The sequence below is a fragment of the Exilibacterium tricleocarpae genome (genome assembly GCF_007004655.1).
GTDB classification, from domain to species: domain Bacteria; phylum Pseudomonadota; class Gammaproteobacteria; order Pseudomonadales; family Cellvibrionaceae; genus Exilibacterium; species Exilibacterium tricleocarpae.
Genome location: NZ_ML660098.1, coordinates 160,654 through 184,919, shown reverse-complemented (window position 1 = coordinate 184,919; position 24,266 = coordinate 160,654). Strand labels below are relative to the sequence as shown.

The window sequence follows — 24,266 nt, the reverse complement described above, 5'->3', positions numbered from 1 at the left end:
GTGATGCCCGGCGCACCCAGCCGGGCTGCGTATGTCGTCGCGGAAAAATGCCGCACTGCAATGCCGACCCGACTCGCTAGCTCGTGGTAGCCTGCTAGGGCTGATACCAGCGCCAGTGTTCCCATTGAGGTTGGATGACACTGATCGTACCGGCGGCGTCCCGTTGCTGGATATAAAAAACCCAAGCCGACCCCTGCGGCACACCGATAATCTGGATGCGGCCGCCGCCGGCCAGATTCCAGTGATTTGACTGCGCCAGAATATACCTCAACGGTTCAATGCCGCCGATCCGACTGTTGTGTATCGTTGCGGCCGCCTCATCTCTCAAGTAGGACGCCGCGCGGCTGACGCCGATATCAGTGTTATGCGGGAGCAAGTGCCGGGAAAAGTAATTGTATTCACTGGCCCCGTAGGGCTGTAAATGTGCCATCGAGTACTGATTATTGCCCCAATCCACAATCAGTACTGTGCAGCCGGATTCCTGTGTCGTGATCCAAAAGTCTGTGCCGCCGCTGGTGTCGAACCGCTGCAGGGCCTGTTGTGGGGTTGGCGTGCCCCTGGCGCGAGACGGTGTGGCAATAACTTTGACCCGGATCGGATCGAAGTTCATGGTGCCGTTGGTATTGCGGCAGAAAGCCTCACTACCTATCCGAATACCGTTGCACGCGTGGTATCCAAAACACGCCTGCTCGATGCGGCTCCGATGGCCGCCGGGGTCATCCACAGCGGTTGTAACCTCGGTGAGTACACGTAGAGGACTTGCATGCAGATCGGCCAGCTTTTGGCGCGAATTCACCTGATCCGTGACGCTCATCGTATTATTCTCCTTCTTTTACGCGTCTAGCAAAAGCAGATCCCCTGTCGTGCGAAATTCAATACTGCTAATCGTGAAACAGCTTACGGATCATCAATATTCTCTCATTGAAATTGAAATGACTAATAGGCGTTAAAGTGAAAATTTTTAATGTTAGCGACACAGATGAAAAATGCTGCTCGTCAGTAGTTAAATACTGTAAGGCAGTAAGCTGTACCACTTGATCAAATGTATATTAGGTACCGTATTGCGGGGTAGGGCTTTACGCGCATTATTGTCAAAAATTCCTTACCCTATCGCATAGCTTGGAGAATCGATGAAGAACTACCAGTGGTTGAACAAATGGAAAAGTCATAGAGCGGCGTAAGCTCACCCTTTGAACTATCTTGCCTGATTTCGATAAATATCAACGACTTATTCCTTGGTGTTGTATTCACTTCCTGACGGCATTTACCCCGGCGCCCAATCCAATACTCGTATGCGCAGAGATTTTTGAATATTTTTACAACACTTGTCAAACGCATCACGACGGAAAAGGCGCTCAAATTACAATTGATTACAAATGATCACAATTCCGGGATGCAATAAAGATTAGATTAATTGCTGCCGGTGATAAAGCTTAACAGGGCACTACATTCACCTTTAAAAACCAAGGGCTTGTATATGCCGAAGGCTGTATCGATTTAGTTTGACCGCCAGGTGACAACCTTGATATAAGAAAAAGGGTCCTCCGTGTGTAAAGCCGCAAAGAATATGGAATGGGTCAGGGTGGCGGATAGATCAAGGTGATTTAAATTCGGGCTGTAAATTTAGCGCTTCTCAATTGAATCAGGTTCTACAGACAGTGGTGACACGGCCGACCAGCCTCTTTCCTCATACAGTTTCCCAACTGCCGGATTGCTGCAGCACGATCTATCATTCGCGTTGTTAAGACCCGGCAGTTGGGAAGACTACACCGGGGAGAACTGACCCGTGATGATAGGCACTGGACACCACCGGCGCGGCGGCCTGGTGCCGGTGGCAGTCGATAGCCCGCGACTTGCTGCAAAAAGCCGTTTTGGTGACACAAACAGGATATAAGACCGATATATTATTTACCTGACCATCGCCAGTTGCGATGCCTGGAAAGATCAAGAGGGAGTGTGAAGTGTTACAACGACAAGTTTTTACCTTGTGGATTGCTCTTTTTGCCGGCATGGGTGTTATCAAAACGGAGGCTGAATCTGTGAATGAAAGACTGGAGCAGGGCTTATACCAGGAAGAAACGCTGGGTGATTTGAACAGTGCTATCAACATTTACTCCGGTATTGTCGACGACGCGGCAGCCGATCGCTTTGACATTGCGCGGGCGCTTTATCACCTGGGAGTATGTTATACCAAGCTCGGAAATCAACAGCAGGCATCTGCAACCTTCGACAAAATACTGGGTGAATTTGCCGACCAGCCGCAGTGGGTTGCCAAGACCCGTGAGCTGTTGGAAGCCCAGGAATATTTGAGTCTGCAACTGCTCCCCGCGCCATGGCGAGATGCGGAGGTGGCGCGTTTTATAATAAAAACCCCAGCGGGTGTCGATGCAGGTCTGCTGGACTATGTCACCAGCAGAACCCAGGTTAAGGGTAAGTCGCTGTGGCGGCTGGAGAGCTATATGTCAATTGCGATTGACAGCCTGCAGCAATTCAGCGCTGTGGAAACACTACAAGACAGTGGTCGTCCGTTGCACACGCGCCTGAATAATTCGGTGCTGGGCAAGTTCGAGGTGGAGTACGGAGACCGGGCATTGCGTCTGACTACGGATACCAAGGGTGTTCGATCATCGGTTGAAATCCCTTTCCAGGGACCGTTGTACGATAATGAGCAGGTGCCCGGTCTGCTGCGACGTCTACCCTTGGCGAAGTCTTATCAGGTGCAGTTTCCTGTGTTTGTGGCTTCGACGGGCCAGGTTGGCGAGTTGGTGCTGGCAGTTACCGGTGTCAAGTCGGTGCAAGTAGCCGCTGGTGATTTCAATTGTTACGAGATCGATATCACTATTTATGTCGACGGCCGTAGAGTCCAAATGCAACAGGCGTGGGTTAGCACGGATCAGTCCCGGCAATTAGTAAAGTATCAAGCCGGCCATATGTCTCTGGAGCTCTCTCAGGTAAGCGAAGCTGTTACAGGTAAACCGGTGACCTACCAAAATAACTCGGTAAACCTGTCACTCTCGATGCCGGACGGATGGCGTGCTTTTGACCTTACCTCGGCCTTAGCTTCGCAACACGATCTGTTTATACAGTTGTTGCCGCCCGAATTGAGTTCAACAGGGGTATTGATCGCGAAAGCCTATGGTGGAGAAAAGCCGTCCGAAATGTCAGTTGACCAGGTTGTCGACGGTGATCTGCAAAGTTTGAAAAACTTTTTTAAGAACTATCGCATGCGTCCCGACAGTCGAACCAATCTCAATCTCTCGGGGTTGCCGGCGCAGAGTTATGTGGCGGATTACCTTCATCAGGATCGGGAAATGGTGGAATACAGAACCTATATAGTCGATAAGCGGGCCGTATATTGGTTTGTGTTTCGAACCGAAAAAGATGTTTTTGAAGCGGACTACGAGCAGCTTCGTACCCTGGTGGCGAGCTTCAGCACTCTATAGTCGATGGTTTTGAAAAAGGGCGCCATCTCCCAGCGCGCCAGCTATCCCAGATCTGTCGCTTTTGCGCTGGTAGCCGGAGTGCTGATCCCAAGCGCCTGCGTTATTTGGTTTATGACCGAGGCGGTGCGTAATGAGCACTTGGCTGTGCAACAGAGGCTGATGCATGTTTATCGGGAACAGCTTGATAAAGTAAAAAAACAAATGTTGTTACGATGGCGAACGCGAGTTGCTCTGGTCACTGAGATTGCAGCTCAGCACTCTGCGGCGCAGGCCTTTGCCGAAGTGGTAAACCGGGACCTTGCCAGTAGTGTTGTCTTCTGCTGCGCTGCAGAGCGGCGAGGCTATCCCGCTGCGCAATTTTCCGTCACTGGTGCACCTCTCTTGTCCAAGGCCTGGCGGACCGCCCGGCGCCTTGAGCACCAGAAACTGAATTTCAGTGGCGCTGTCGTCGTCTATGGACAGATTGCTGAGCGCGCCGCCGATCTTAGTGAGGTGGCACAGGCCTTAAAGGCGCAGGCGCGGTGCCTGTTCAAAGCGGGCCGGACCGGCGCAGCTCTGGACATATTGACCGTCGCTTTGGCTGAAGAACGTTTTCGCAACACAAAAGACTGGCGCGGGCGCTTGATTCAACCCGGCGCACTGTTGTACGCCTTGCAGATTATGGCGCAGAGTCCATACCCCGGCAATGTGGCTGCCATGGAGGCTATAACACAGCAGTTGACCGAGCTGCTTAGCGACTACGTGGAATTGAGCTTTCCCGCCCAACAGCGTGCTTTTCTGATGCGTCAGCTGCAAACGCTGTTATCCGATACTGAGTTGTCTGCTGGCGACGAGCGTTTTCCAACTCTGACTGCTGAAGAGTTGGCTCTGGCCTACCTGGAATCCCACCCTTTGCCTCAGTCGTCTGGTGTCGAGGCTCAACTTCGTGAAACGGCAATACCTGATACCTGGGCGTTGACCTTTCACGATCAGAATTTGACGCTGCTTTTTACCCGGGCACATATCGCCGGCGATATCGAGCGCTGGGGGTTGGACCATATGCTGCCAGAAGGTACTGAAGTCAGACTGTTTCCCGCCCTGAGCGACCAAGATGCTACACCACTGCTCACTCTATCGACAGGTGAATATTTGGCAGGCTGGCAGTTGAGCCTGACGTTGAAAGATGCTTCCTGGCTCAGTGCAGCGGCTGAGAGCAGGATAGTAGCCTACCTGTGGGCCGGCATCTTAATTATTGCGGCCATCATATTACTGGCAGTGCTGACCGCTCGTTACGTGGGTCGTCAGTTGACGCTAAACCGGCTCGAGAATGACCTTGTCGCCAATGTCTCCCATGAATTGAAAACACCTTTGTCGTCAATACGTGTATTGGCGGAGACGCTGTTGAACAGTGCGAACCTGAGCGAGCGAAAGACTCGGGAGTACCTGCAAATCATTGCTAAAGAGAACCTGCGCCTCAGTCGCTTGATTGACAATTTCCTGGATTTGTCCCGTTTTGAGACACAACAACAGGCGGTCACCTTTGCCCGTGTCAGCATCGGCAGCGTGATTGACAGCGCACTGGAGGTTATGGGTGAGATGTTCAACACGGCAAAGTTTGCTCTGGAGGTAGAGGTCTACCCCGATCTGCCGACCATTCGCGGTGATGCGGACTTACTGGTAACGGTTTTGGTCAATCTGTTGGATAACGCATATAAATACTCCGGCGACAGCAAGAAAATTGCAATCCGAGCTTATCAACGACGACGGGTGATCTGTATCGAAGTACAGGATTTCGGTATTGGTATGACCTCGCGACAGTTGCCGAAGATATTTCACCGTTTCTATCGAGCCGACAGTCGACTGACACGCAGCGTGGACGGTTGCGGTCTGGGTTTGAATGTCGTTGAGCATATTGTCAAAGCACACAACGGCAGTATTACAGTCACCAGTCGCCCCGCTCGGGGCAGTATCTTTAAAGTCAGCCTTCCCATATAAAAAGGAGAGTAGTGTATGAGGGGTAGCACAGTACTGATAGTCGAGGACGATTCGGCGTTACTGCGCGGTTTAAAAGACAATTTTGCAGCAAAAGACTACGATGTTCACACCGCTATGGAGGGTGAGGCGGGTTTGCGGTTGGCATTTACCCTCAAGCCCGACCTGATCATACTGGATATTATGTTGCCGATGCGCAATGGCTTTGACATATGTCGCCGGGTCCGCGAAGCCGGTTTGGATATGCCTATCATCATGCTGACAGCCAAAGGGTGTGAAGGCGATGTGATTAGAGGGCTTAACCTCGGTGCCGATGACTATGTGACGAAACCGTTTAGTGTGAGAGAGCTGCTGGCGCGGGCCAATGCTTTCCTGCGCCGGCACCGCAAACCGGCAGCTGATATTGTACGGTTCGACGATTTCGAATTTAACTTGACATCCCGTAAGCTGACTCAGGGCGATCAGTACATTCCTTTGACGCCAAAGGAACACGGGTTGCTGGAGTTGTTTGTACGACGGCCTGGTCGCTCGCTCACGCGAGATACTATTTTGACGGTAGTTTGGCACAATAAGCTGTTAATCACACCACGCAGTGTCGATCGTTGTGTGAATACATTGCGGCAGAAGATAGAGCCTGACTCCCGTTTGCCCAGGTATATAAAATCCGTTCGGGATGTGGGGTATCGGTTTGATATGCCTGTGGAGGAGCGATCGGTGTAGCCTGGTTTGGATCAATGTATTTTCACCACCGCACTGCCTTATCTTTTAGCCGTTGCCGGCAATCGCAATGTGGTGCGCTACCGCTTCAAAGTTCTTGAGGGCCGTTAAAGGAGGTAGCTTTTTGATGGTGGCTCACCTGTCATCGCAATGTTACCTATGTTACCGCAATAGATGAGAACATTTCAAAATAGTCGGGAAATGTCTTCGCTGTGCAGCCAGGGTCCAATATAGTCACTGCTTGCGGGCCCAGCGCCACCAAAGAAAAACACATGGCCATACGGTGGTCATTGTAGGTTTCTATCCGGGCGTGGTGCCACTTCTCAGGGGGCGTAATCTCAATATAGTCTTCTCCCGCCAGCACGGTTGCCCCCACCTTGGTCAACTCTGTCGCCATGGCTGTTATCCGGTCTGATTCCTTGACCCTCCAGTTGTATATATTTCTAATGCGGGTTTTTCCCTCCGCAAACAGCGCCACCACAGCGAGGGTCATGGCGGCGTCGGGAATATGGTTGAGGTCCAGGTCGACACCGTGCAGCGACCCCCGCTCCACCTCCACAAACGATTCCCCGATCTTTACCTTGGCCCCCATATCTTCCAAGGCTATGGCAAACTGCACATCACCTTGCATCGAACTCCTGCCGATACCGTGAACTTTCACCGCACCGCCTTTTATCGCCGCGGCTGCCAGAAAGTAGGAAGCGGAAGAGGCGTCGCCCTCAATCCAATAGTGACCCGGTGCGGTGTACGTCTGTGGCGCATCGATATGAAACTGTTTATAGTCTCTGTGAGTGCATTCGATACCAAAGCGCTTCAGCATTGCGAGTGTAATATCGATATAGGGTTTCGAAACCAGTGTCGACTGTATAGTGATAGTGACATCGCGCTCGGCCAGAGGGGCGGCCATCAACAGTGCTGTCAGGTATTGACTGGACAACGAGCAGTCTATCCGCGTCTCGCCACCTTTGAGCCCCTGCGAGGTGATGCGGACAGGCAGATACCCTGCCGTCTCGGTATAAGCTATATCGGCCCCCAAAGGTCGCAAAGCGTCAACCAGATCGCCGATTGGCCGCTCCCGCATTCTCGCATCACCATCGAGCAGAAATTCTCCGTAGCCGGCCGCTAAAACGCTGCATAGTGGTCGCACTGCCGTGCCGGCATTGCCGAGATAGAGTGCTGTCGATGAGCCGGTCCTGAAAGGGCCGGCGAGCCCGGTGACGGTGCATTGGCTGCGGTCTGATGAAAAATTGATCGAAACGCCCAGTTGGGTCAGAGCGCTTAGCATATGTTCGACGTCTTCTGCAGCGAGCAGGTTGGAGAGGGTAGTTTCACCTGCCGACAGGGCGGCCATCAGCAATGCCCGATTGGAAATGCTTTTGGAGCCTGCGAGTTTGACTTCTCCGCGAACGCTCTTTATGGGTTCTATCGTTAATTCATTCATCTATGCAAACTGACTATATATAAAAATCGACTTTGAGAATGTAGCGGCAGAAATAACCGGGCCGCCTGGCGAGGGGGAATACTACCATCTTTGTGCCGCCGGGTGGATAAGGGCCGAGTCCCAACATCGGGTCCGGCGCTCCGGGGTTGTATCGGGCCAACAGTGTGAAAGTCGGCCCGGTCTCAACCTTGCACCGGTACATCTGTAACATTTATGGCGTTTCATTGACTTCCTGGTTGACGAAAAGCCTTAAGTCGGATGAAACCTTCAATCGCAAACCGTGCCGGTACAAGCTTGGTTGTCGCTGGCAACGATACCAAGGTTTTTTGTTTCTGTTATAGTGCAGGCGTTGCTCTTGAGCAAGATTCCGGTTACGGCCCATGCCTCCGGCGTCTTGCTCAAAAACAACGCCCTGGCTCTTCTGCCGCCCGCTTGTGGAGTTGCTCAGCCACTGTGAACCTGTCATATCCGGAAAGGACGATTTGTTGTAACAATGGGTAGCTTCCAGTTTCTCGTCAACTATGTGTTTCCGAGTATTGTTTTTGTGATTATGCTTGGCATGGGGCTCGCCCTGCGGCCGGCGGATTTTCGACTGCTAGCCGCAAAACCCAAAAGTATGTTGATAGGCCTGACCGGCCAGATGTTGTTGTTGCCGTTAACGGCTATTGTCGTTATCCATTTGCTGAATCCCTCGCCCGAAATAGCGGTGGGTTTAATGTTACTGGCGGCGAGCCCCGGCGGGGTCGCATCAAATGCAATATCCTTCGTTATCCGGGCAGATATCGCGTTGTCGGTATCTTTGACTGCGGTGTCCAGTATTTTCGTGGCTTTTACGTTACCGTTTTGGGGGGCCTATGCAATAGAGACCTTTATGGAAGGCGGTGGTCAGTTAGCGTTGTCCATAGAGAAAACCATGGTGCGTTTGATGTCGCTGACGATCCTGCCGGTGTCCATCGGTATGTCAATAAGGCGACTGGCTCCGGGAGCCGCTTATGCGATTGCGGAGAAATTTCGGATTATATCCATATTGTTGATTGTCTTTTTGGCGTCCAGCTCGGCCTATTACAACAGGGAGTATCTGTCCAACCCGGGTATGATCGCCCATCTGGCCTGGTATTGTTTTATCTTGTTGGCAGCAGCCATGTTTCTCGCCTATTTTTTGGTAAGAGCGACTCGACTTCCCGCCGCCCAGGCAACCACTATACTAGTCGAAGTCGGCATACAAAATGTCGCCATAACACTACTGTTCTCTATGACCATCCTGCAAGACCCGGCCATTGCCCGGTTGCCGGTGGTTTACAGTATGTTGATGATCTGTATGCCCTGGCTATTCATCTATTACCTTAATAGAAGTCGAGGCAAAGCCGCCCGGGTGTAGTTTGTCAGCTTTTTTTGATTTCCCAACCAAACGGGGCGATGGTGCTGTAAGTGTGCACAAACAAGGTGCCGCACTCTTTACACGCCCATTCCTCGTCGGGTTTCGGGCCGTAGTTCTGCTGTCCCGGTTTATCTTCCGGGGACCGCTTCTCCAGGTACAGGTGCGGCCTGGTTTTGGTGCTCTGGCGGTTTAACAACTGACATTCTCTGCAGGGGCGCATAAACTTGCCTTACTGGTTGCAGTTATAACGCCTCGTTTATATAACAAATAAACGAACCTTGCCAGTAGTGTTTATAGCGAAAATGAGATGCGGTAGTGCTATCCGGCGCAGACCTGCACTACCGGCACCCGCGCCGGCGCCCTGTCACTCCCAGTGGATATCGAGGCGAATCGGGGCACCGCCGCTGCTGAGACGGCGGATAGCGTCCAGTATCGGAGTCAGACCGGGCGGTGCCTTGCCCTCGTTGTTACAGCTGCCGCTGAGCAGCCAGGTGGTCTGATTGTCCCCGACCCGGCAGACGACGTTTTCCACCAGCGCGCCGCTACGGCTGCTGAGCGCTACGGTCCCATTGTCGACGGTGGCTGAGAGCTTCAGGGTCTGGTTGGATGTGGTGGCTGTAGAATCGGGGGCGGGCGGGGAGACCGCCAGGCTCGGGGTCGGCAACCCGTCTCCGCCCTGTGCTGTTTCGCTCTCCTGCACGGTCACCGGGTGGGTAAATCGGTAGCCAAAACCGTGGATGGTTTCAATCATCCGCTTGTGGCGCTCGGTATCCCCCAGAATTTGGCGCGCCTCTTTGATGCAACTGGTGACCGATTCTTCGGTGACGTATTGTCGCGACCACACTTGCTCCAGGAGTTCTTTACGGCTGACATTGCGATGGCGGTGAAGCAACAGATAGCTCAACACCTTGAAGACTTTGCGCCGGATTTTAATAGGTCTGCCGCAGTGGCAGAGTTCGTAGCGATGGGTATTCAGGACCCAGGTCGAAAACTCGAAGATCATGGAAGCGCCTCCTTTGCCCCCGGAAAATCGTCCATTATTTATCTGGCTGGTAGTGACTTGTTTACAAACGCTTTCAAAGCGCCAGTCTAATCGACCGGCCATTGGGTCTATGTAAGAAACTGCCGCCTGCGTTTGTGAAAAAGTACCGGTTGTGGCTGATGATACTGCTTTAGATTGAAGCCTGCTTAGTGTCGCTTAAGGCGCTTGTTTTTGGCGGTGTTTTAGCGAAAGGCGCTGTCAGGAAAATCTGTTGAGAAAGATAGACAGGCGGCATTATTCCACTTGCGGTGGCACGGTGCGGGGACGTAACTTCAGTTGCGTCCCCCTAGAATGGTGCCACTTCCCTCTTTGATGGCATCATTGAAACTCGCAGGCGCTAAATAAATTTTAGGGTATTGCAGTAAACAGGTACAGGTGCCCTCGTTGACGGGGAGTGGCCCTCCTCGAAGGGGACAGGTAGAACCTGTCCCCGCACCGTGCCACCGGAGGGTCGACTTTCAACGGCATCATGCCATCGGATTACCGATCCTGGACGACACTGCGCCACCATCCCCTGCCTATTTATTTACCTAACTGTTTTTGCAACCACTGCGACATATCTGTTATCTGCGCCGGGCAGACGGCGTGTTCCATGGGGTAGTTTTTATAGTCGGTCGTGTAGCCCATCCCCAGCAACAGGTCATGCGCCCGGCGACCCAGTGTCTCCGGCACCACAGGGTCGTAAACGCCGTGGTAAATATGAATCGGCAACCGGTGGTTGGCCTCGCTCGGATTGATAGACTGGTGGGTGGCGAAATAAGTCGATAGTGCCATCAGGCCGGCCAGTGGCCTGGAGCAGCTCAACGCGGCCTGATAGGCCACGGCCCCGCCCTGGGAAAAGCCCGCCACCACGATTCGATTGCTGGGGATACCGCGTTCGATTTCTCTTTCGATCAGCGCCGTCACCGCCGCCGCCGAGCGCAAAATCTGCGCTTCGTCAATTTTGCGGTCGATGGTCATTTCCAAAATGTCATACCAGGCCGGCATAACCGCACCGCCGTTGATGGTGACCGGTATTGAAGGTGCATGAGGGAACACGAAGCGCACCGGCAGCGTTGCCGGCAACTTCAACTCCGGCACTATGGGTTCGAAATCGTGGCCGTTGGCGCCGAGGCCGTGCAGCCAGATCACAGCGGCGGTTGCGGGAGTGGCGGGTTCTATTTCTACGCAAGGCAAGTAAGTCATGGGTATCGGGTTCTCGGGATTTGCCCGACAATATATCTCAACCTGCTATAGTCTCGCCACCGCCACCGCCACCGCCACCGCCACCGCCACCGCCACCGCCACCGCCACCGCCACCGCTTGCAGTTGCCCACTGCCGCTTCGATCAAACTGTTGTCGATTTGCGACAGCGGCGGCACAGAAGTCGGTGGTGGCACTGTTCAGGCACTGTTCACTTTCAGAAACCTACACTGCAAACCGTGCAAAGTTGGACCACACCATTACCTGATTTTTAAGGATTTTTTAATATGAAAGTTAAACATATAGCGCTCGCGGTTTTCGGTGTATCTCTGTGGCAATCGGCTGCTCTGGCGGATACGCCGGCGGGGCAGGTTTATCTGGGCGGCGGCTGGGGGCAATCGGAGCTGGCCGACGCCAACAATGTTGATGCCGATGTCGGCAAACTCTACGGGGGTATTCAACTGTCGGACTACCTCGCGTTGGAGACCGAGTGGATTCACCTGGATGATTTCGAGTTTGACGGCTTCGCCACCCGCGATAATGTGGAGAGCGACACCATCAATCTGTCCGCCGTATTTTCCCACTCGCTGAGCGAGCGGTTCTCGCTGCTGGCCAAAGGCGGGATGCACTACACGGAGATCGATGTGCTTAACGAGGACCTGGAAAACAGCGGTTTCAGTCTCGGTCTCGGTGCCCAGTATGATTTCAGTTCCGGTTTTGGTGTGCGTGCCGAATACCAGAAACTCTACAACGCCACCAATCTGAACGATGACTTCGAGTTGTATAGTCTCGGCGTGCGCTTCAATTTCTAACCGGCTGATTGACGGGGGAATGCCGTGCGGCACCATTGACGGAGGCCGACAGCGCCCGGGCGACGGATGCCTGTGGTGACGGCGTAAAACGGAGAAAAGAACGACGCTCGCTGTGTACTTCTGACGGCTGTGCGGGATACTATGGCAGCGGTATCGACTGCGGGCGGCTGCGGCGCGCCGTGTCGCTGGAATGGCCGTTAGCGTCGTTGCTGGAATGGCTGTTGCCATCGTCGTGACCCGGTTGATAAAGTGGGGCGGGTTCGCCGGAGCACGGCGGTAAGTCTACCGGCGACTGCGGCCAAATCCGCAACTGCAATCAACACGCCCGCAACAGCAATTACAGTGAGGCAGGACCCCCATGGCCAAAGGCACCCACGACTACGTGGACGATCCCCGCAACGCCGCTGTATTGATCAATATCAATGGCGAACTCCTGCCCCGGGAACGGGCTGTGGTGTCGGTATTCGACAGCGGCTTTGTGCTCGGCGATGGTGTCTGGGAAGGGTTGCGGGTGCACCGCGGCAAGATTGCATTTCTGGACAGGCACCTCAAACGCCTGCTGGAGGGCGCCAAGGCCATCGACCTGGACCTGGGTATCGATCGGGATACCCTGGTGGCGCGTCTTTACGATACCCTGGCCGCAAACGGCATGGACGACGGTGTGCATATGCGACTGATGGTGACCCGCGGGATCAAGTCCACCCCCTACCAGGACCCGCGGGTAACCGTGACGCCGGCGACCATCGTGATTATCGCCGAATACAAAACGCCGCAGCCCGATACTTTGCACAAAGGTATCCGCCTGTTTACCGTGCATGTGCGCCGCGGCTATCCCGATGTGCAGGACCCGAAGCTCAACAGCCATTCCAAACTCAATTGTATTACCGCCTGTATCCAGGCCACCAAGGCCGGTGCCGACGAGGCGCTGATGCTCGATCCTCACGGCTTTGTGGCCACCTGCAACTCGACCCATTTCTTTATCGTGCGCGACGGCGCGGTATGGACCAGCAGCGGCGACTACTGCCTCGGCGGTATAACCCGCGACAACGTGTTGGCGCTGTGCCGGGACCATGGCATTGCCTGCGCCGAGAAAAATTTCAGCCTTACGGAAGTCTACGGTGCCGATGAGGCTTTTGTGACCGGCACCTTTGCCGGTATCGCGCCGGTGACTGAAGTGGACGGGCGGGTAATCGGCACCGGTACCCGCGGGCCTCTGGTCGAACGCCTGCAGCAACTTTATCTGGCGCTGCTGGAGCGGGAGGCGCCGGCGTGACCGGTGTGTGTATCGCCATGTGGTCGGGGCCGCGCAATATCTCCACCGCCATGCTGCGGGCCTGGGAGAATCGCGCCGATACCCAGGTCTGGGACGAACCACTGTACGGCTATTTTCTGGCGCGCACGGGCTTGCGACATCCGCTGCGCGAGGCCATTATGGCGACCTGGGGTACCGACTGGCGCCCCCTGGTATCGCGTTGCGCGACGGCTGCTACCGGTTATGCGATCCACTATCAGAAACATATGACCCACCACCTGCTGCCGGAGGTGGACACCGCCTGGATGAAATCGGTGCGCCACGCATTTTTGATTCGCAACCCGGCCGAGGTGATCGCGTCTTATGTGCGCAAGCGCGACAATCCGACGCTGGAAGACCTGGGGTTTGCGCAACAGACACGTATCTTCGAACAGGTCTTTGAGCTTACCGGGCGGGAACCGGTGGTGCTGGAGGGCAGCGATGTGTTGAAAAACCCCGCGGTTATGCTGGAGAAACTGTGTGCCCGGTTGGACGTACCCTTCGATAAGGCTATGCTGGCCTGGCCGCCGGGACCGCGACCGAGTGATGGGCCCTGGGCGCCGCACTGGTACCAGGCGGTGTGGGCATCGACGGGTTTCGAACCCTACGCGCCGCGACAACCGGTGTTGGACGACCGGCAGCGGCGCCTGGCCGACAGTGCCGAACCCTACTACCGGGTCTTGGCTGCGCGGCGATTGACGCTTTGATGGCGGGTCCGGTCGCAGCCTGCCCGGGGCCTGTTTGTTTTATTTCTGTCTGTTTGATTGCTATTCCCCCGGGTCTATCTGCCCGGTTCTTTGGTCAGTGTTAAAACCCGGGAGGTTATCGTGAAGTCTATACGCCTTTTCGGCCTGGCGGCGGCCATAGCGGCGGCCATAGCGACGGGTCCGGCGCAGGCGGCGCTGTGCGGCGACGATCGCGCCGATCCGGCGCTGCATCTGGGTTACGGGATTTACCAGACCGCCGCTGTCGAACGCGGCGGCGTGGAGCGGGAAGACAGCCTGTTTACCGATATCGATCTGGCGACCGGGCGCTGGGGTTTCGCGCACCGCTACCGGGCCTATGAATTCGAGGAAACCCAGGCACCGGGAAGTGGTGCCGACCAGCTGCAGACCAACGGCGATGTGCACCAGTTGTCGGTGCGGCGCCAGTGGCGACAAGAGCGCGGGGATGCCGGATGGCTGGCGGGGGTGGCGCCGCTGCTCTCCGTGTCGTCGAATCTGTTGAAAAACCCCGATGCCATCGGCAGCGATGCCTGGCAGGTGCACGGTTATGCCGAATACCGCCGTCGCCTCGACCGCAACTGGCAGTGGCTGCTCGGTGCCTGTGCCGACGATCGCTTTGATCACTATCGCATCTATCCGCTTGCCGGCCTGATCTGGCAGCCCAATGCGGACTGGGAGTTGCGCTTGGCATTTCCCGACAGCCGCATTCAATTTACCCCGGCGCCGCGCTGGCAGCTCTATCTCTCCGCCGCGCCCAATGGCGCTGCCTGGCAGGTCTACAATGAAGAACTCGATCAGTTGTCGCGCCTGCGCTACCGGAGCTGGCGCCTGCGATTCGGGGCGCTGTGGCAGGTGGGTCGCCAGTGGCAGGTGGGTGCGGAGTGGGGCGCCGATACTGAGCGCAAGTTTGACTTCCGCCGCACCGCCGGCGACCGCCAGAGCACGGCGGCGGACACGGCGCGTTATGGCGCGCTCAGGGTTACCTGGCGCTGGTAGTATCGGTGTCCGATTCCAGGCCGTCGAACCAGGCAGCCAGTTCGCCGGTTACCGGCTTGTCGTGCTCGGCCAGAAAACTCAACAGACGCCGCGCGTTGGCGGACACCACCCGTGCCTCGGGAAAGCCGATGGCCTGCGCCTTGTCGATACAGGCGCCCACCTCACCCACCTGGTAGGCCACATGGGCGTCGCTGCCGAAGACCACTTTCCAGTCGAGGCGATCGACGATTTCCAGTAAATGGATGCAACGCGCCTCGCTGCCGCTGCGCGAGTGTAGAAAGGAGCTGTTATTGATTTCCAACAGCACGTTGTGATCCCTGGCGGCGCGCACGACTTCCTCGAAATTGATCGGATAGTTGGGGTTGCCGGGGTGGCCGATAATCTGACAGAGCCCGGTGCCCATTGCCTTGATCACGGCGCGGGTGTGGGTTTTTTCGTCGACAGGCGTGAACACCGGTTCGTGGAAGCTGGCGATGGCAAAGTCCAGAAACGGGTCGAGGTTGGGTGGGATATCCACCTCGCCGTCCGGCTCGAGAATATTGGCCTCGATACCGCGCAGCATCGCCACATTGTCCACCACCCGGGGAATCACTTTCATATTGCCGAAGTGCCAGTAGTGGGGCCCGTCGGGCATGCTCGGGGCGTGATCGGTGATACTGAAAAGCTGCAGCCCTTTTTGTTTGGCCACCGTAAAATAGTCGTGCACGGTGCTGTAGGCGTGGGTACTGGCAACAGTGTGGGAGTGGGTATCGGTGAGAATTTTCATAAAAGCTGTACACCTCTTTCGTACGCAGATGGCACTTTCCTAAGCGAGGGCGTGCCAATTTACCGGTCTGCCTCCGGAGCGGGCTTTCAGAAACACGTTGTAAACCCTTCCCTGGGAACTTCACGACAGCATCCCTGCTGTCGAGAGTTTCTGAAAGCCCGCTCCGGAGGCAGACCTACCCACAGCATCCTGAATAAAGAGCAATATGACTGGAGCAGCGGTCAGTAAATTGGTGCACATTCTCTTAAATACCATGAGAAGGATACAGGGATTTTCACGCCGCCCGTATCGCGTCACGCGATTGCCGGGAACCAGTGCCTTGCGCAGGCGTCAGAATACCACAAGCCGGCGCCCGTGCCCGCTCCGGGGCAAGGGCTGTGGGTTTTCGGAGGTGCTCTATGAACGACAGATGCCTGATTAGCCGGCGCCGCTTGCTGAGCTCGGTGTCGGTGCTGTGTGCCGGCGGCGTGATGGGTGCCGGTGCGGCGCCCGCCGTTCTCACCCCCGCTGTTCATACCAAAGTGATTCCCGCCAGCGGTGAAACCCTGCCGGTGATCGGTATGGGGACCTGGATTACGTTCAACGTCGGCAACGACCCGCAAGCCCGGGCTCAGCGGACGCAGGTATTACAGACGTTTTTTCAGGCCGGCGGCGGTATGGTGGATTCCTCGCCCATGTACGGTCATGCCGAAGAGGTGATGGGCCACTGCCTCGGGCGCCTCGGGCCCCAGCCGGGCTTGTTTACGGCAACCAAGGTCTGGAGCACGCTCGGGTCTCGCGGCAACGACCAGATTGCCGACTCACATCGACTCTGGGGCGTCGAGCGTTTCGATTTATTGCAGGTGCACAACCTGGTCGCCTGGCGCGAACACCTGAAAACCCTGTTCGCCATGAAAGAACGCGATGAGCTGCGGTATGTGGGTGTGACGACCTCCCATGGGCGCCGCCACGGGGATTTGGAGAAACTGCTCAAGTCCCAGCCGCTCGACTTCGTTCAACTGACCTACAATGTGCTCGATCGCGAGGTCGAGCAGCGCCTGTTACCGCTGGCGCGCGAGCGGGGGGTGGCGGTGATTGTCAATCGGCCGTTTCAGGGCGGCGCGCTGTTCGAACGCTTCGGCCATCGGCCGCTGCCGGCCTGGGCGGCGGATATAGGTTGTGACAACTGGGCGCAGTTTTTTCTAAAATTTACCGTTTCCCACCCCGCGGTCACCTGTGCAATCCCCGCCACCAGCCAGGTGCCCCATATGGTGGAAAACATGGGCGCGCTGCGGGGGCCGTTGCCCGATGCCGCCATGCGAGTGCGCATGGTCAACTACCTGCAGTCGCTGTAGCGCTGCGGACTATCCTGTCTTACTAATCGAGTGTTTAGCTATGAGTCAATCAGTATTAATTACCGGCGCCAACCGGGGTATAGGTCTGGCGCTGGCGCATGTGTATCAAGCGCGCGGCTGGACGGTGATCGCCACCTGTCGCAGCGCCAGTCCCGAACTGGACCAGCTCGGGGCGCAGGTGATAGCCGATATCGATGTGGCCGAGCCGGCTGCGGTGGCGCGCCTGCAGGAGGCCCTCGACGGCCGGCACCTGGATGTGCTGATTAACAATGCGGGTATTTTGAGCGGCGAAAGTCTCGACAGCATGGATTACGCCGCCATTGAGCGCCAGTTTCAAATCAATGCCCTGGCACCGCTGCGGGTGGTCGAAACGCTGCTGCCAAATCTACAGGCCGGATCGAAAGTGGCACTGGTGACCAGCCGCATGGGCTCCATCGCCGATAACGGCTCCGGCGGTTACTACGGCTACCGGATGTCGAAGGCGGCGCTGAATGCCGCCGGTGTCTCCCTGGCCCGCGATCTTCAACCCCGCGGTATCGCCGTGGCGCTGTTGCACCCCGGTATGGTCAAAACCGCAATGACCGGTGGGCACGGTGATGTGACGCCGCAACAGGCCGCCGAGGGATTGGTGCACCGCATCGACGAACTCAATGTCGACAACAGCGGCACCTTCTGGCACGCCAAAGGCGAGGTATTGCCCTGGTAAATGCCGTCGCGCCTCACTTGTTGATGATCTGTTGGGCCTCGGCGGCCCAGTCCAGCCAGGCCCGCTCCCCGAGAATGCCCCGGCGCAGGGTGATATAGGGGTATTTCATGGCCTCCTGCTCGGCTTTGTCAAAGCTGAGCAAGGTCTGCTCGATGGCTTCGAGTTCCTGTAGCCTGCGCCGGTGGGTGTCGATATGGCGCTCCAGCTCGGCGAGCAGGTTGTCGCGGTCGCTGAGGTGGCCGCCGTACAGTTTCACCAACAGTGGATCGTTTATTTTGTTCGGCGCTACCGGCGCGGCGATCCACTGGCGCAGCTCCTCGACCCCGGCCGGGGTGATCGAATACACCTTTTTGTCGGGCTTGTCGGCCTGGGCCTCCAGCGTGTACTCGATATAGCCGTCGATGGCGAGTTGTTTGAGCTGCTGGTAGACCTGCTGGTGTTTGGCGTTCCAGAAATAGCCCAGGCGTTGTCTGAAGTGGCGCATCAGGTCGTAACCGCTGCCGGGCTCCGTCTCCAGCATTACCAGAATCGCGTGCTTTAGTGACATCTTTGACCCCGTATTTCCCGGTTCGGCATTATACGGTCTATGCAAATTGTTGCATATAGGATCTGAATGCTATTTAATATGCAACAATTTGCATATTCATATTAGAGTGGGAATAAACCCGCTCAATTAAGAGAGGCCGGCACCGATGATTCGAATGGGAACCCGCTTCCGCCAGAAAAAGGCGGACAGTCACTACGATGCGATTGTTATCGGCTCCGGTATTGGCGGCCTGTGTAATGCCGCCCTGTTGTCGAAACTGGGCAAAAAAGTCTGTGTGCTCGAGCAGCACTACACCGCCGGGGGCTACACCCATGTCTATGAGCGCAACGGCTACGAGTGGGATGTAGGGGTTCACTATATCGGCGAGGTGCACAAACCCTGGTCGGTGATTCGCCGCATTTTCGATACCATTACCGACGCCCAGTTAAAGTGGGCGCCCATGGACCCCCTCTACGACGAAGTGGTCATCGGGAAGGAGACCTACCCCTATTACGCCGGGCGCGAAGAGTTCAAGCGGGAGATGAAACGGCGCTTCCCGGCCGAGGCCGCCGCCATAGACACCTATGTGGAGATGTTGGCAAAAGTCAGCTCTATGGTGCCGCGGTTTTTTGCCGGGCAGGCGATGCCGCGCTTTATCGGGCGCCTCTATAACCGGCTGCGGCGTTATTTTATGCCCGCCTATTTCTTCAAGACCACCTACGAAGTCCTGTCGGAACTGACGGACAACCGGGAGCTGATCGGTGTGCTCACGGCGCAGTGGGGTGACTACGGACTGCCGCCGAAAAAGTCTGCCTTTATGATGCACGGCATGGTGGCGAAACACTACATCACCGGTGGCAACTATCCCGTCGGTGGTGCCGGGCGTATTGCCGAGACCATTATTCCCGTTATCCAGCGCAGTGGCGGTGAGGTTTTTACCTACGCCTCGGTGGAGGAGATACTGGTACGCGATAACCGAGCCTATGGGGTGCGGTTAAAAAAAGGGGAAGTGATCACCGCCGATGCCGTGGTCAGTGGTGTCGGTTTGTTTCCCACCGTGGAGAGACTGTTGCCGCCGGGGCTGGCAAAAAAGCACGGTTACGACCGCCAACTCAGGCAGTTGCAGGTCTCCGCCGCGCATTTATGCCTGTATGCGGGTTTTAAAGGTTCCGCTGAAGCTCTGGGACTGCCGAAGAAGAATTTCTGGGTTTACCCCGGCTATGACCACGACCAGAATCTTGTCGAGTTTAACGATGATATCGATACGGATATGCCGCTGGTGTATATCTCATTCCCGTCCGCCAAAGACCCCACCTGGGACGAGCGCTATCCGGACAAGGCCACCGTCGAAGTGGTGGCGCTGGCGAAGCCAGAGTGGTTCGAAAAGTGGCTGGGCAGCACCTGGAACAAACGCGGCGACGACTACGAAGCGCTGAAACAAAAACTCATCGATCGTCTTCTTGCGGCCCTGTACCGGCAGATGCCGCAACTGGAGGATGCTCTGGATTACTGCGAGCTGTCGACGCCCCTGTCCACCCAGTGGTTTCAGTGGAACCAGGCGGGTGAGATTTACGGGATCGAACACACGGTAAAACGCTTTCGGCAGGACTGGCTGCACCCGGTGACACCGATTAAGAATCTTTACCTTACCGGTTCGGATGTGTTGACCGCCGGGGTTGGGGGGGCCTTGATGGGCGGGGTTATGACCACGGCCGCCATGATGGGCTGGAGGGGTTACAAGGTCATGAAATTATTACGGCAGGCGGGCGTCGAAACGCAGGCGCCGGCTGATTTGTCGGTGGCACCCAATTAGCCGAAGTCGCATCAGTGCCCGACAGGCCTGCTATTCAGTACGGACTGACGGTCTGAAGAGGCGACCGGTACATAGTAACTTCCGAATAGACTACAAGCTCGGCGCGACCAGGCGTTTGCACTTCGGTCGTTCCCAGCACCGGCGTAGGGCCAGCTAATTTACCGCACTGTCTGTGCCGGTCAGGTAAACCATTACCATTTGGTGTACCTCATCGACAAATCTTTCTTCCTCCAACAGATCCGGCTCGTAGAGCACGGCGTCGTGGATGACTCCTTCAATGACTTTGTAGGTCAGCCTGGTGGCCAAAGGTATATTGATATCATCGCGCAGTTCGCTTTTGCGCTCTGTCAGTAAGCTTTCCACCAGAGCATGCACGGCGTTTTGCGACTTGTCATTTTCTTTTATCTTGAATTCGGACAGATCGCCACTCAAGATTTTGTGCAGCGGCGGGTCCAGTCGATGGGCTTCGATGGAGGCGTTGATAAACGCTTTGACGATGACCTCCAGCGGGCGGTCTTTGACCGACTCGTAAGCCGCTTTCATTGATTGCCTCAAGTCCTTGAAGTGATCGCGCTTTATTTCCGCAATCAATGATTCCTTTGAGGGAAAGTATTGATAGAGGGAGCCGATACTGACACCGGCTTTCTCCGCCACCTTATTTGTCGTCAAACCCTCACAGCCCTGCTCTCTCAAAATGTGAGCAGCGGCCTCTTTCAACACCCCGACAGTAAACTTTGCACGATCCTGAAGTGGCTGTTTTTTAAGGTCGTAATGGATTTTTGGCACTTGAATATACCTCCCTCCAAATGCGAGTACCCGAAATTTCTGCGGGCCATACAATAACACAGGTCATTTGTTAAGAGGTATCGTAAAGGTGATTAAGCAAAGCAGAGGTGCATTGACGCACTGCCTGCCCTACCTGATTCCGCTGTTTGGGGTTATGGGGGTGGACGCAGTCAGGGCGGCGGGGGAAAAGCCGCCAAGTGACAGTTTTATTATCTTCGGTCCGGGCTCGACGCCGGAATATATGGGGAGTGACGACTACAACATTATCCCTATGCTGATTTCCAGTTTTAGTATCGCCGAGGTTGATGTCGAGATCGAGGGTTTAACGGCTCGCATGGCTTTTTTGGACCGCGGCGGCTGGCGTTTTGGCACTGCCCTCAATATCGATATGGGCAGGGAAGACGATGTTGACAACGCCGTGGTTGCCGCCATGGAGGAAATTGATACTGCACTAAATGTGGGCGCTTTTTTGGCTTATGGGCAGGAAGACCTTTTCCTTGCTGACGATAGCATTGAATTTAGCGTCGAAGCTTATGGCGATGGCAGCGATGTTCACGACGGGGCGTTTACCACCCTGGGCCTGAGTTATACCCTGCCGCTCTATATTCCCTGGCGATTTGAATTTGAACTCGAGACCACCTACGCCAGCACTCAGTATATGGACACTTATTTTGGCGTCGGCCAGGCGGATTCTTTCGCCAGCGGTCTGGTTCCGTATGCGGCGGAAAGCTCATTTCGGGATATTACCTTTTCGACCAATATCGGACTTTTTTTCAATCCGACATGGGGGGTTTTTACGCGCCTCAGTGCCAGTCGCCTGCTCGGCGATGCCGCCGACAGTCCGATTACCGATATTGGCGATGACGATCAGTATTTTATCGGCCTGGGTCTTTACTATCGATTTTGAGGGCAATATGTTGAAGTTTACCTTATCGCTTTTGTTGAGTTTGTTTTCATTGTCTTTGCACGCGAACGCTATCATCGATCTTAACGAAGGGCTGACCCTGGCCCAGATAGAAAATGGGGGACAGTTAAATACTCTGGCGGTTGTCGAAGACGAAGGGAGGGCAATCAAAGGTATTAATCTCAGTGAAGTGACAGATGTGGCGGGCGATATAGTGTCTACTTATCAACGTCTGGGTTACGAGAAAATAGCCGATATTGTTCTGGCCAACAGAGCCTCATTGACCAATCGCTATCCATACTCGCAACTTCTCAGTCCGGCAGGCACCGGACGCCACCATATTGCGCTCGGTTTAAATTATCCCGAACACGCCGATGAGGTGGAGGCGGATCGCCGGCCCTTTTTATTCTTGAAAACTACTCGAGCCACGCGGGAGCAGAGTATCACCACTGGCGACACTATTCTTTTAGACTATGAGATAGAAGTTTGTGCCCGGCCGTTGCAGGATATTGACGCGGATGACAGACCGGCGTCTTTGGTTTTTGGTTTCTTTATTTGCGGTGATTTTACTGACAGAGCGGCACTGATGCGCGGTATCGACTTGGATAATATGCAAAGCGGCAGAGGTTTCAGCGTTGCCAAAAGTCGTGAGGGCTTCTTCCCGACGGGTCCGTACCTGGTTATCCCAAAAGACAGGGAGGCGTTCTTGACCACAACTTCGTTTTCGCTCTATCGTGGCAATGCGTTGAAGCAGGCATCGTCCACCGCCAATATGATATGGTCACTGGACACTATTGTGGATGAGATATTTACCGCCCAGCGATCAAAACGGCCAACCCATTCGAGCAAATCGAAACAGTGGCTTAACGACGATAAAATTACAACGGATATGGTTGTATTAACCGGAACCCCCGATGGGGTAATTATGCGGCCGCCGTCGTTCGGATTTAAATTTGCAAGTGGTATCGGCTACCTGTTTAAAGGAGGGATTTTCGATATGTCGCTTCGTGATTATGTGGTTCGTAGTTATATCAAAGACCTGTTTAGTCAGGGAATTTTCTTGCAAGGTGGTGAGCGTGTTGTCGCCGCTGGGGATTTTATGGGGCGGATTGATATGCAGGTGGTAGTTGAATGATTAAGAATAAAAACAAGACCAGATGTAAGGTCTCATGACTGGTATTTAAACCCAGGGTTGACCGGTAAATACAGGGCGACCCCACCCCCGCAAGCCTATAATCCCCCCTTTTCTGGCACCCGGCCATTCGCGCCGATCCGGCCAAGCATTGCTTTCATCAGAAAAAATCGTTTAATCTAGCAAACCCAGATCGAAAAATACGAAGTTCCCATTTGAGGGCAGCCATGGCCAGCTCCATTAATTACAAGCACTTACATTACTTCTGGACGGTAGCCCACGAGGGCAGTATCGCCCGCGCCAGCGAAAAGTTGCATATCACACCCCAGACCATCAGCGGCCAGCTGTCGCTGTTGGAGCGGAGCCTGGACAGCGATTTGTTCCGCCGCAACGGCAGGCAGCTGGAGTTGACCGAAACCGGACGCCTGGTATTGCGCTATGCCGACGATATCTTTGCCCTCGGCACCGAATTGCGCGACGTGCTGCGCGGGGCGCCGGCGGAGGGCCCGATCGACTTTATCGTCGGTGCCACCAGCGTGCTGCCAAAAACCATTGTCTATAAAATACTCGAGCCCTCCCTGAAACTCTCCGAGGATATCGTTCTGACCAGCCGCGAGGGTCCGATCGAGACGATTCTGGCGGAACTGGCGATCCACAAGGTGGATTTGGTGCTCAGCGACGCCCCGCTGACCACCGCCTTTCGGGTCAAGGCCTACAATCACTTTCTGGGCGAATGCGGACTGTCCTTTTTTGCCATGCCGCGCCTGGCGCGACGCTTGAAGGGCCCGTTTCCCCAGTGTCTCGACGGTGCCCCCATGCTCCTGCCCACCGAGCAACACGGGGTGCGCCGCTCCTTCGATCAATGGCTGGCGGACAGGGAAATCTACCCCAAAATTCGCGCGCAATTTGACGACAGCGCCCTGGTCAAGTCCTTTGGTCACGCCGGGGAAGGAGCGTTTTTTATGCCGTCGATTATCGAGAAAGAGGTGTGTGAGAATTTCGGGGTCAGGGTGATCGGCAGTACCGAGGATATCAAACAGGGCTTTTACGCCATCTCTGCCGAGCGCCGGGTCAGGCATCCCGCTGTGGCTGCTATTTGCGACTACGCCAGGGGGGAGATGTTTTCTTAGTGCCCCCTGTAACTACTGTCTGGTAGCGCTCGCTTTAGGCGCATGAAGCGAGCGTCGTTGCCAGCAGCTTTGTCAACGGCCGTTTTAATATTTCGTTAAAACCTGATCGAAAACCAACTATATTCGACTTTTTTTGATAATGCGACTGCCGTATAACTAGATGCTCGTTAT

General features: G+C 55.3%; 24 protein-coding genes. 16 read left to right on the top strand and 8 right to left on the bottom strand.

The genetic code is table 11. From position 1 onward, the window contains the following. Positions 1-94 precede the first annotated feature (94 nt). Positions 95-814, bottom strand: a complete 720-nt coding sequence (locus FKG94_RS18675) for a hypothetical protein (protein ID WP_142928442.1) — start codon at positions 812-814, stop codon at positions 95-97. Between the two features lie 1,225 nt (positions 815-2,039). On the opposite strand from FKG94_RS18675, the gene FKG94_RS18670 reads away from it, so the two are divergent. Genes FKG94_RS18670 through FKG94_RS18660 form a run of 3 tightly spaced genes read left to right on the top strand, consistent with a single transcriptional unit; the run spans position 2,040 to position 6,134 of the window. Beyond that, complete coding sequence (locus FKG94_RS18670) at positions 2,040-3,443, top strand: tetratricopeptide repeat protein (RefSeq protein ID WP_142928441.1); 1,404 nt, start codon at positions 2,040-2,042, stop codon at positions 3,441-3,443. Positions 3,444-3,446: 3 nt separating this feature from the next. Then, a complete protein-coding gene (locus FKG94_RS18665) occupies positions 3,447-5,417 on the top strand; it encodes a sensor histidine kinase (RefSeq protein WP_142928440.1) in 1,971 nt (656 codons plus the stop codon). 15 nt (positions 5,418-5,432) lie between these two features. Continuing rightward, a complete protein-coding gene (locus tag FKG94_RS18660) occupies positions 5,433-6,134 on the top strand; it encodes a response regulator transcription factor (RefSeq protein WP_142928439.1) in 702 nt (233 codons plus the stop codon). A gap of 154 nt (positions 6,135-6,288) precedes the next feature. On the opposite strand, the gene aroA is transcribed toward FKG94_RS18660, so the two are convergent. Further along, on the bottom strand, positions 6,289-7,572 hold the full coding sequence (gene aroA, locus FKG94_RS18655; RefSeq protein WP_142928438.1) for a 3-phosphoshikimate 1-carboxyvinyltransferase: 1,284 nt from the start codon (positions 7,570-7,572) through the stop codon (positions 6,289-6,291). 493 nt (positions 7,573-8,065) lie between these two features. Here aroA and FKG94_RS18650 point away from each other — a divergent pair, with 493 nt between their 5' ends. Next, the gene (locus tag FKG94_RS18650; RefSeq protein WP_142928437.1) at positions 8,066-8,950 is read left to right on the top strand and encodes a bile acid:sodium symporter family protein; all 885 of its coding nucleotides are present in this window, start codon (positions 8,066-8,068) and stop codon (positions 8,948-8,950) included. A 4-nt stretch (positions 8,951-8,954) separates the two neighbouring features. Here the strand turns inward: FKG94_RS18650 and FKG94_RS18645 are convergent, their stop codons facing one another. The 3 genes from FKG94_RS18645 to FKG94_RS18635 all read right to left on the bottom strand — a co-directional run bounded on the left by FKG94_RS18645 (position 8,955) and on the right by FKG94_RS18635 (position 11,177). Beyond that, positions 8,955-9,170 (bottom strand): hypothetical protein, encoded by a 216-nt coding sequence (locus FKG94_RS18645; protein WP_142928436.1) that lies wholly within the window; start codon positions 9,168-9,170, stop codon positions 8,955-8,957. A 144-nt stretch (positions 9,171-9,314) separates the two neighbouring features. Next, complete coding sequence (locus FKG94_RS18640; protein ID WP_179957708.1) at positions 9,315-9,953, bottom strand: winged helix-turn-helix domain-containing protein; 639 nt, start codon at positions 9,951-9,953, stop codon at positions 9,315-9,317. Between the two features lie 561 nt (positions 9,954-10,514). After that, positions 10,515-11,177: an alpha/beta hydrolase gene (locus FKG94_RS18635; RefSeq protein ID WP_142928434.1), complete on the bottom strand. Its 663-nt coding sequence runs from the start codon at positions 11,175-11,177 to the stop codon at positions 10,515-10,517. Between FKG94_RS18635 and FKG94_RS18630 the strand changes: the two genes are divergently transcribed. From FKG94_RS18630 to FKG94_RS18605, 6 genes are all read left to right on the top strand, one after another. Beyond that, the gene (locus FKG94_RS18630; RefSeq protein WP_142928433.1) at positions 11,176-11,442 is read left to right on the top strand and encodes a hypothetical protein; all 267 of its coding nucleotides are present in this window, start codon (positions 11,176-11,178) and stop codon (positions 11,440-11,442) included. The two genes, FKG94_RS18635 and FKG94_RS18630, sit on opposite strands and share 2 nt — an antisense overlap. A gap of 19 nt (positions 11,443-11,461) precedes the next feature. Next, complete coding sequence (locus FKG94_RS18625) at positions 11,462-11,986, top strand: porin family protein (RefSeq protein WP_142928432.1); 525 nt, start codon at positions 11,462-11,464, stop codon at positions 11,984-11,986. Between the two features lie 35 nt (positions 11,987-12,021). Further along, positions 12,022-12,222 carry a hypothetical protein gene (locus tag FKG94_RS18620; protein ID WP_142928431.1) on the top strand — a complete coding sequence of 67 codons (201 nt, stop codon included), beginning with the start codon at positions 12,022-12,024 and terminating at the stop codon, positions 12,220-12,222. A gap of 122 nt (positions 12,223-12,344) precedes the next feature. Further along, positions 12,345-13,259 (top strand): aminotransferase class IV, encoded by a 915-nt coding sequence (locus FKG94_RS18615; protein WP_142928430.1) that lies wholly within the window; start codon positions 12,345-12,347, stop codon positions 13,257-13,259. Further along, positions 13,256-13,984, top strand: coding sequence for a sulfotransferase-like domain-containing protein (locus FKG94_RS18610; RefSeq protein WP_218943579.1), 729 nt, complete (start codon positions 13,256-13,258; stop codon positions 13,982-13,984). Before FKG94_RS18615 ends, FKG94_RS18610 begins: the two co-directional genes overlap by 4 nt. Positions 13,985-14,104: 120 nt before the next feature. Next, entirely contained in the window at positions 14,105-14,998 is an 894-nt protein-coding gene (locus FKG94_RS18605; RefSeq protein ID WP_142928429.1) for a TonB-dependent receptor, read from the top strand. On the opposite strand, the gene FKG94_RS18600 is transcribed toward FKG94_RS18605, so the two are convergent. Then, positions 14,982-15,764, bottom strand: coding sequence for a phosphatase (locus FKG94_RS18600; protein ID WP_142928428.1), 783 nt, complete (start codon positions 15,762-15,764; stop codon positions 14,982-14,984). The genes FKG94_RS18605 and FKG94_RS18600 overlap by 17 nt on opposite strands. A gap of 398 nt (positions 15,765-16,162) precedes the next feature. On the opposite strand from FKG94_RS18600, the gene FKG94_RS18595 reads away from it, so the two are divergent. Both FKG94_RS18595 and FKG94_RS18590 read left to right on the top strand, forming a co-directional pair. Further along, positions 16,163-17,098, top strand: a complete 936-nt coding sequence (locus FKG94_RS18595) for an aldo/keto reductase (RefSeq protein ID WP_142928427.1) — start codon at positions 16,163-16,165, stop codon at positions 17,096-17,098. Positions 17,099-17,138: 40 nt separating this feature from the next. Then, positions 17,139-17,804, top strand: coding sequence for an SDR family oxidoreductase (locus tag FKG94_RS18590; RefSeq protein WP_142928426.1), 666 nt, complete (start codon positions 17,139-17,141; stop codon positions 17,802-17,804). Positions 17,805-17,817: 13 nt separating this feature from the next. Here the strand turns inward: FKG94_RS18590 and FKG94_RS18585 are convergent, their stop codons facing one another. Continuing rightward, positions 17,818-18,351, bottom strand: a complete 534-nt coding sequence (locus tag FKG94_RS18585) for a PadR family transcriptional regulator (RefSeq protein WP_142928425.1) — start codon at positions 18,349-18,351, stop codon at positions 17,818-17,820. A 145-nt stretch (positions 18,352-18,496) separates the two neighbouring features. Here FKG94_RS18585 and FKG94_RS18580 point away from each other — a divergent pair, with 145 nt between their 5' ends. Then, on the top strand, positions 18,497-20,143 hold the full coding sequence (locus FKG94_RS18580) for a phytoene desaturase family protein (protein ID WP_142928424.1): 1,647 nt from the start codon (positions 18,497-18,499) through the stop codon (positions 20,141-20,143). A 153-nt stretch (positions 20,144-20,296) separates the two neighbouring features. Here FKG94_RS18580 and FKG94_RS18575 read toward each other — a convergent pair whose 3' ends face one another. Next, positions 20,297-20,863, bottom strand: coding sequence for a TetR/AcrR family transcriptional regulator (locus FKG94_RS18575; protein ID WP_281284263.1), 567 nt, complete (start codon positions 20,861-20,863; stop codon positions 20,297-20,299). Between the two features lie 154 nt (positions 20,864-21,017). Here FKG94_RS18575 and FKG94_RS18570 point away from each other — a divergent pair, with 154 nt between their 5' ends. From FKG94_RS18570 to nhaR, 3 genes are all read left to right on the top strand, one after another. Continuing rightward, complete coding sequence (locus tag FKG94_RS18570; RefSeq protein ID WP_142928422.1) at positions 21,018-21,836, top strand: MipA/OmpV family protein; 819 nt, start codon at positions 21,018-21,020, stop codon at positions 21,834-21,836. Further along, a complete protein-coding gene (locus FKG94_RS18565; RefSeq protein ID WP_179957706.1) occupies positions 21,790-22,968 on the top strand; it encodes a fumarylacetoacetate hydrolase family protein in 1,179 nt (392 codons plus the stop codon). The genes FKG94_RS18570 and FKG94_RS18565 overlap by 47 nt, the downstream gene beginning before the upstream one ends. 224 nt (positions 22,969-23,192) lie before the next feature. Further along, positions 23,193-24,095 (top strand): transcriptional activator NhaR, encoded by a 903-nt coding sequence (nhaR, locus tag FKG94_RS18560; RefSeq protein WP_142928420.1) that lies wholly within the window; start codon positions 23,193-23,195, stop codon positions 24,093-24,095. The last annotated feature ends 171 nt before the right edge of the window (positions 24,096-24,266 follow it).

Excerpts from the sequence above, each read along its gene's own strand:
- FKG94_RS18590 (WP_142928426.1), top strand. The coding sequence starts at position 17,139 with ATGAGTCAATCAGTATTAATTACCGGCGCCAACCGGGGTATAGGTCTG.
- FKG94_RS18665 (WP_142928440.1), top strand. The coding sequence starts at position 3,447 with ATGGTTTTGAAAAAGGGCGCCATCTCCCAGCGCGCCAGCTATCCCAGA.
- FKG94_RS18615 (WP_142928430.1), top strand. The coding sequence starts at position 12,345 with ATGGCCAAAGGCACCCACGACTACGTGGACGATCCCCGCAACGCCGCT.
- FKG94_RS18640 (WP_179957708.1), bottom strand. The coding sequence starts at position 9,953 with ATGATCTTCGAGTTTTCGACCTGGGTCCTGAATACCCATCGCTACGAA.
- FKG94_RS18650 (WP_142928437.1), top strand. The coding sequence starts at position 8,066 with ATGGGTAGCTTCCAGTTTCTCGTCAACTATGTGTTTCCGAGTATTGTT.
- FKG94_RS18675 (WP_142928442.1), bottom strand. The coding sequence starts at position 814 with ATGAGCGTCACGGATCAGGTGAATTCGCGCCAAAAGCTGGCCGATCTG.
- FKG94_RS18595 (WP_142928427.1), top strand. The coding sequence starts at position 16,163 with ATGAACGACAGATGCCTGATTAGCCGGCGCCGCTTGCTGAGCTCGGTG.
- FKG94_RS18600 (WP_142928428.1), bottom strand. The coding sequence starts at position 15,764 with ATGAAAATTCTCACCGATACCCACTCCCACACTGTTGCCAGTACCCAC.
- FKG94_RS18635 (WP_142928434.1), bottom strand. The coding sequence starts at position 11,177 with ATGACTTACTTGCCTTGCGTAGAAATAGAACCCGCCACTCCCGCAACC.
- FKG94_RS18565 (WP_179957706.1), top strand. The coding sequence starts at position 21,790 with ATGACGATCAGTATTTTATCGGCCTGGGTCTTTACTATCGATTTTGAG.
- FKG94_RS18630 (WP_142928433.1), top strand. The coding sequence starts at position 11,176 with ATGGGTATCGGGTTCTCGGGATTTGCCCGACAATATATCTCAACCTGC.
- FKG94_RS18645 (WP_142928436.1), bottom strand. The coding sequence starts at position 9,170 with ATGCGCCCCTGCAGAGAATGTCAGTTGTTAAACCGCCAGAGCACCAAA.
- aroA (WP_142928438.1), bottom strand. The coding sequence starts at position 7,572 with ATGAATGAATTAACGATAGAACCCATAAAGAGCGTTCGCGGAGAAGTC.
- FKG94_RS18585 (WP_142928425.1), bottom strand. The coding sequence starts at position 18,351 with ATGTCACTAAAGCACGCGATTCTGGTAATGCTGGAGACGGAGCCCGGC.
- FKG94_RS18625 (WP_142928432.1), top strand. The coding sequence starts at position 11,462 with ATGAAAGTTAAACATATAGCGCTCGCGGTTTTCGGTGTATCTCTGTGG.
- FKG94_RS18580 (WP_142928424.1), top strand. The coding sequence starts at position 18,497 with ATGATTCGAATGGGAACCCGCTTCCGCCAGAAAAAGGCGGACAGTCAC.
- FKG94_RS18660 (WP_142928439.1), top strand. The coding sequence starts at position 5,433 with ATGAGGGGTAGCACAGTACTGATAGTCGAGGACGATTCGGCGTTACTG.
- nhaR (WP_142928420.1), top strand. The coding sequence starts at position 23,193 with ATGGCCAGCTCCATTAATTACAAGCACTTACATTACTTCTGGACGGTA.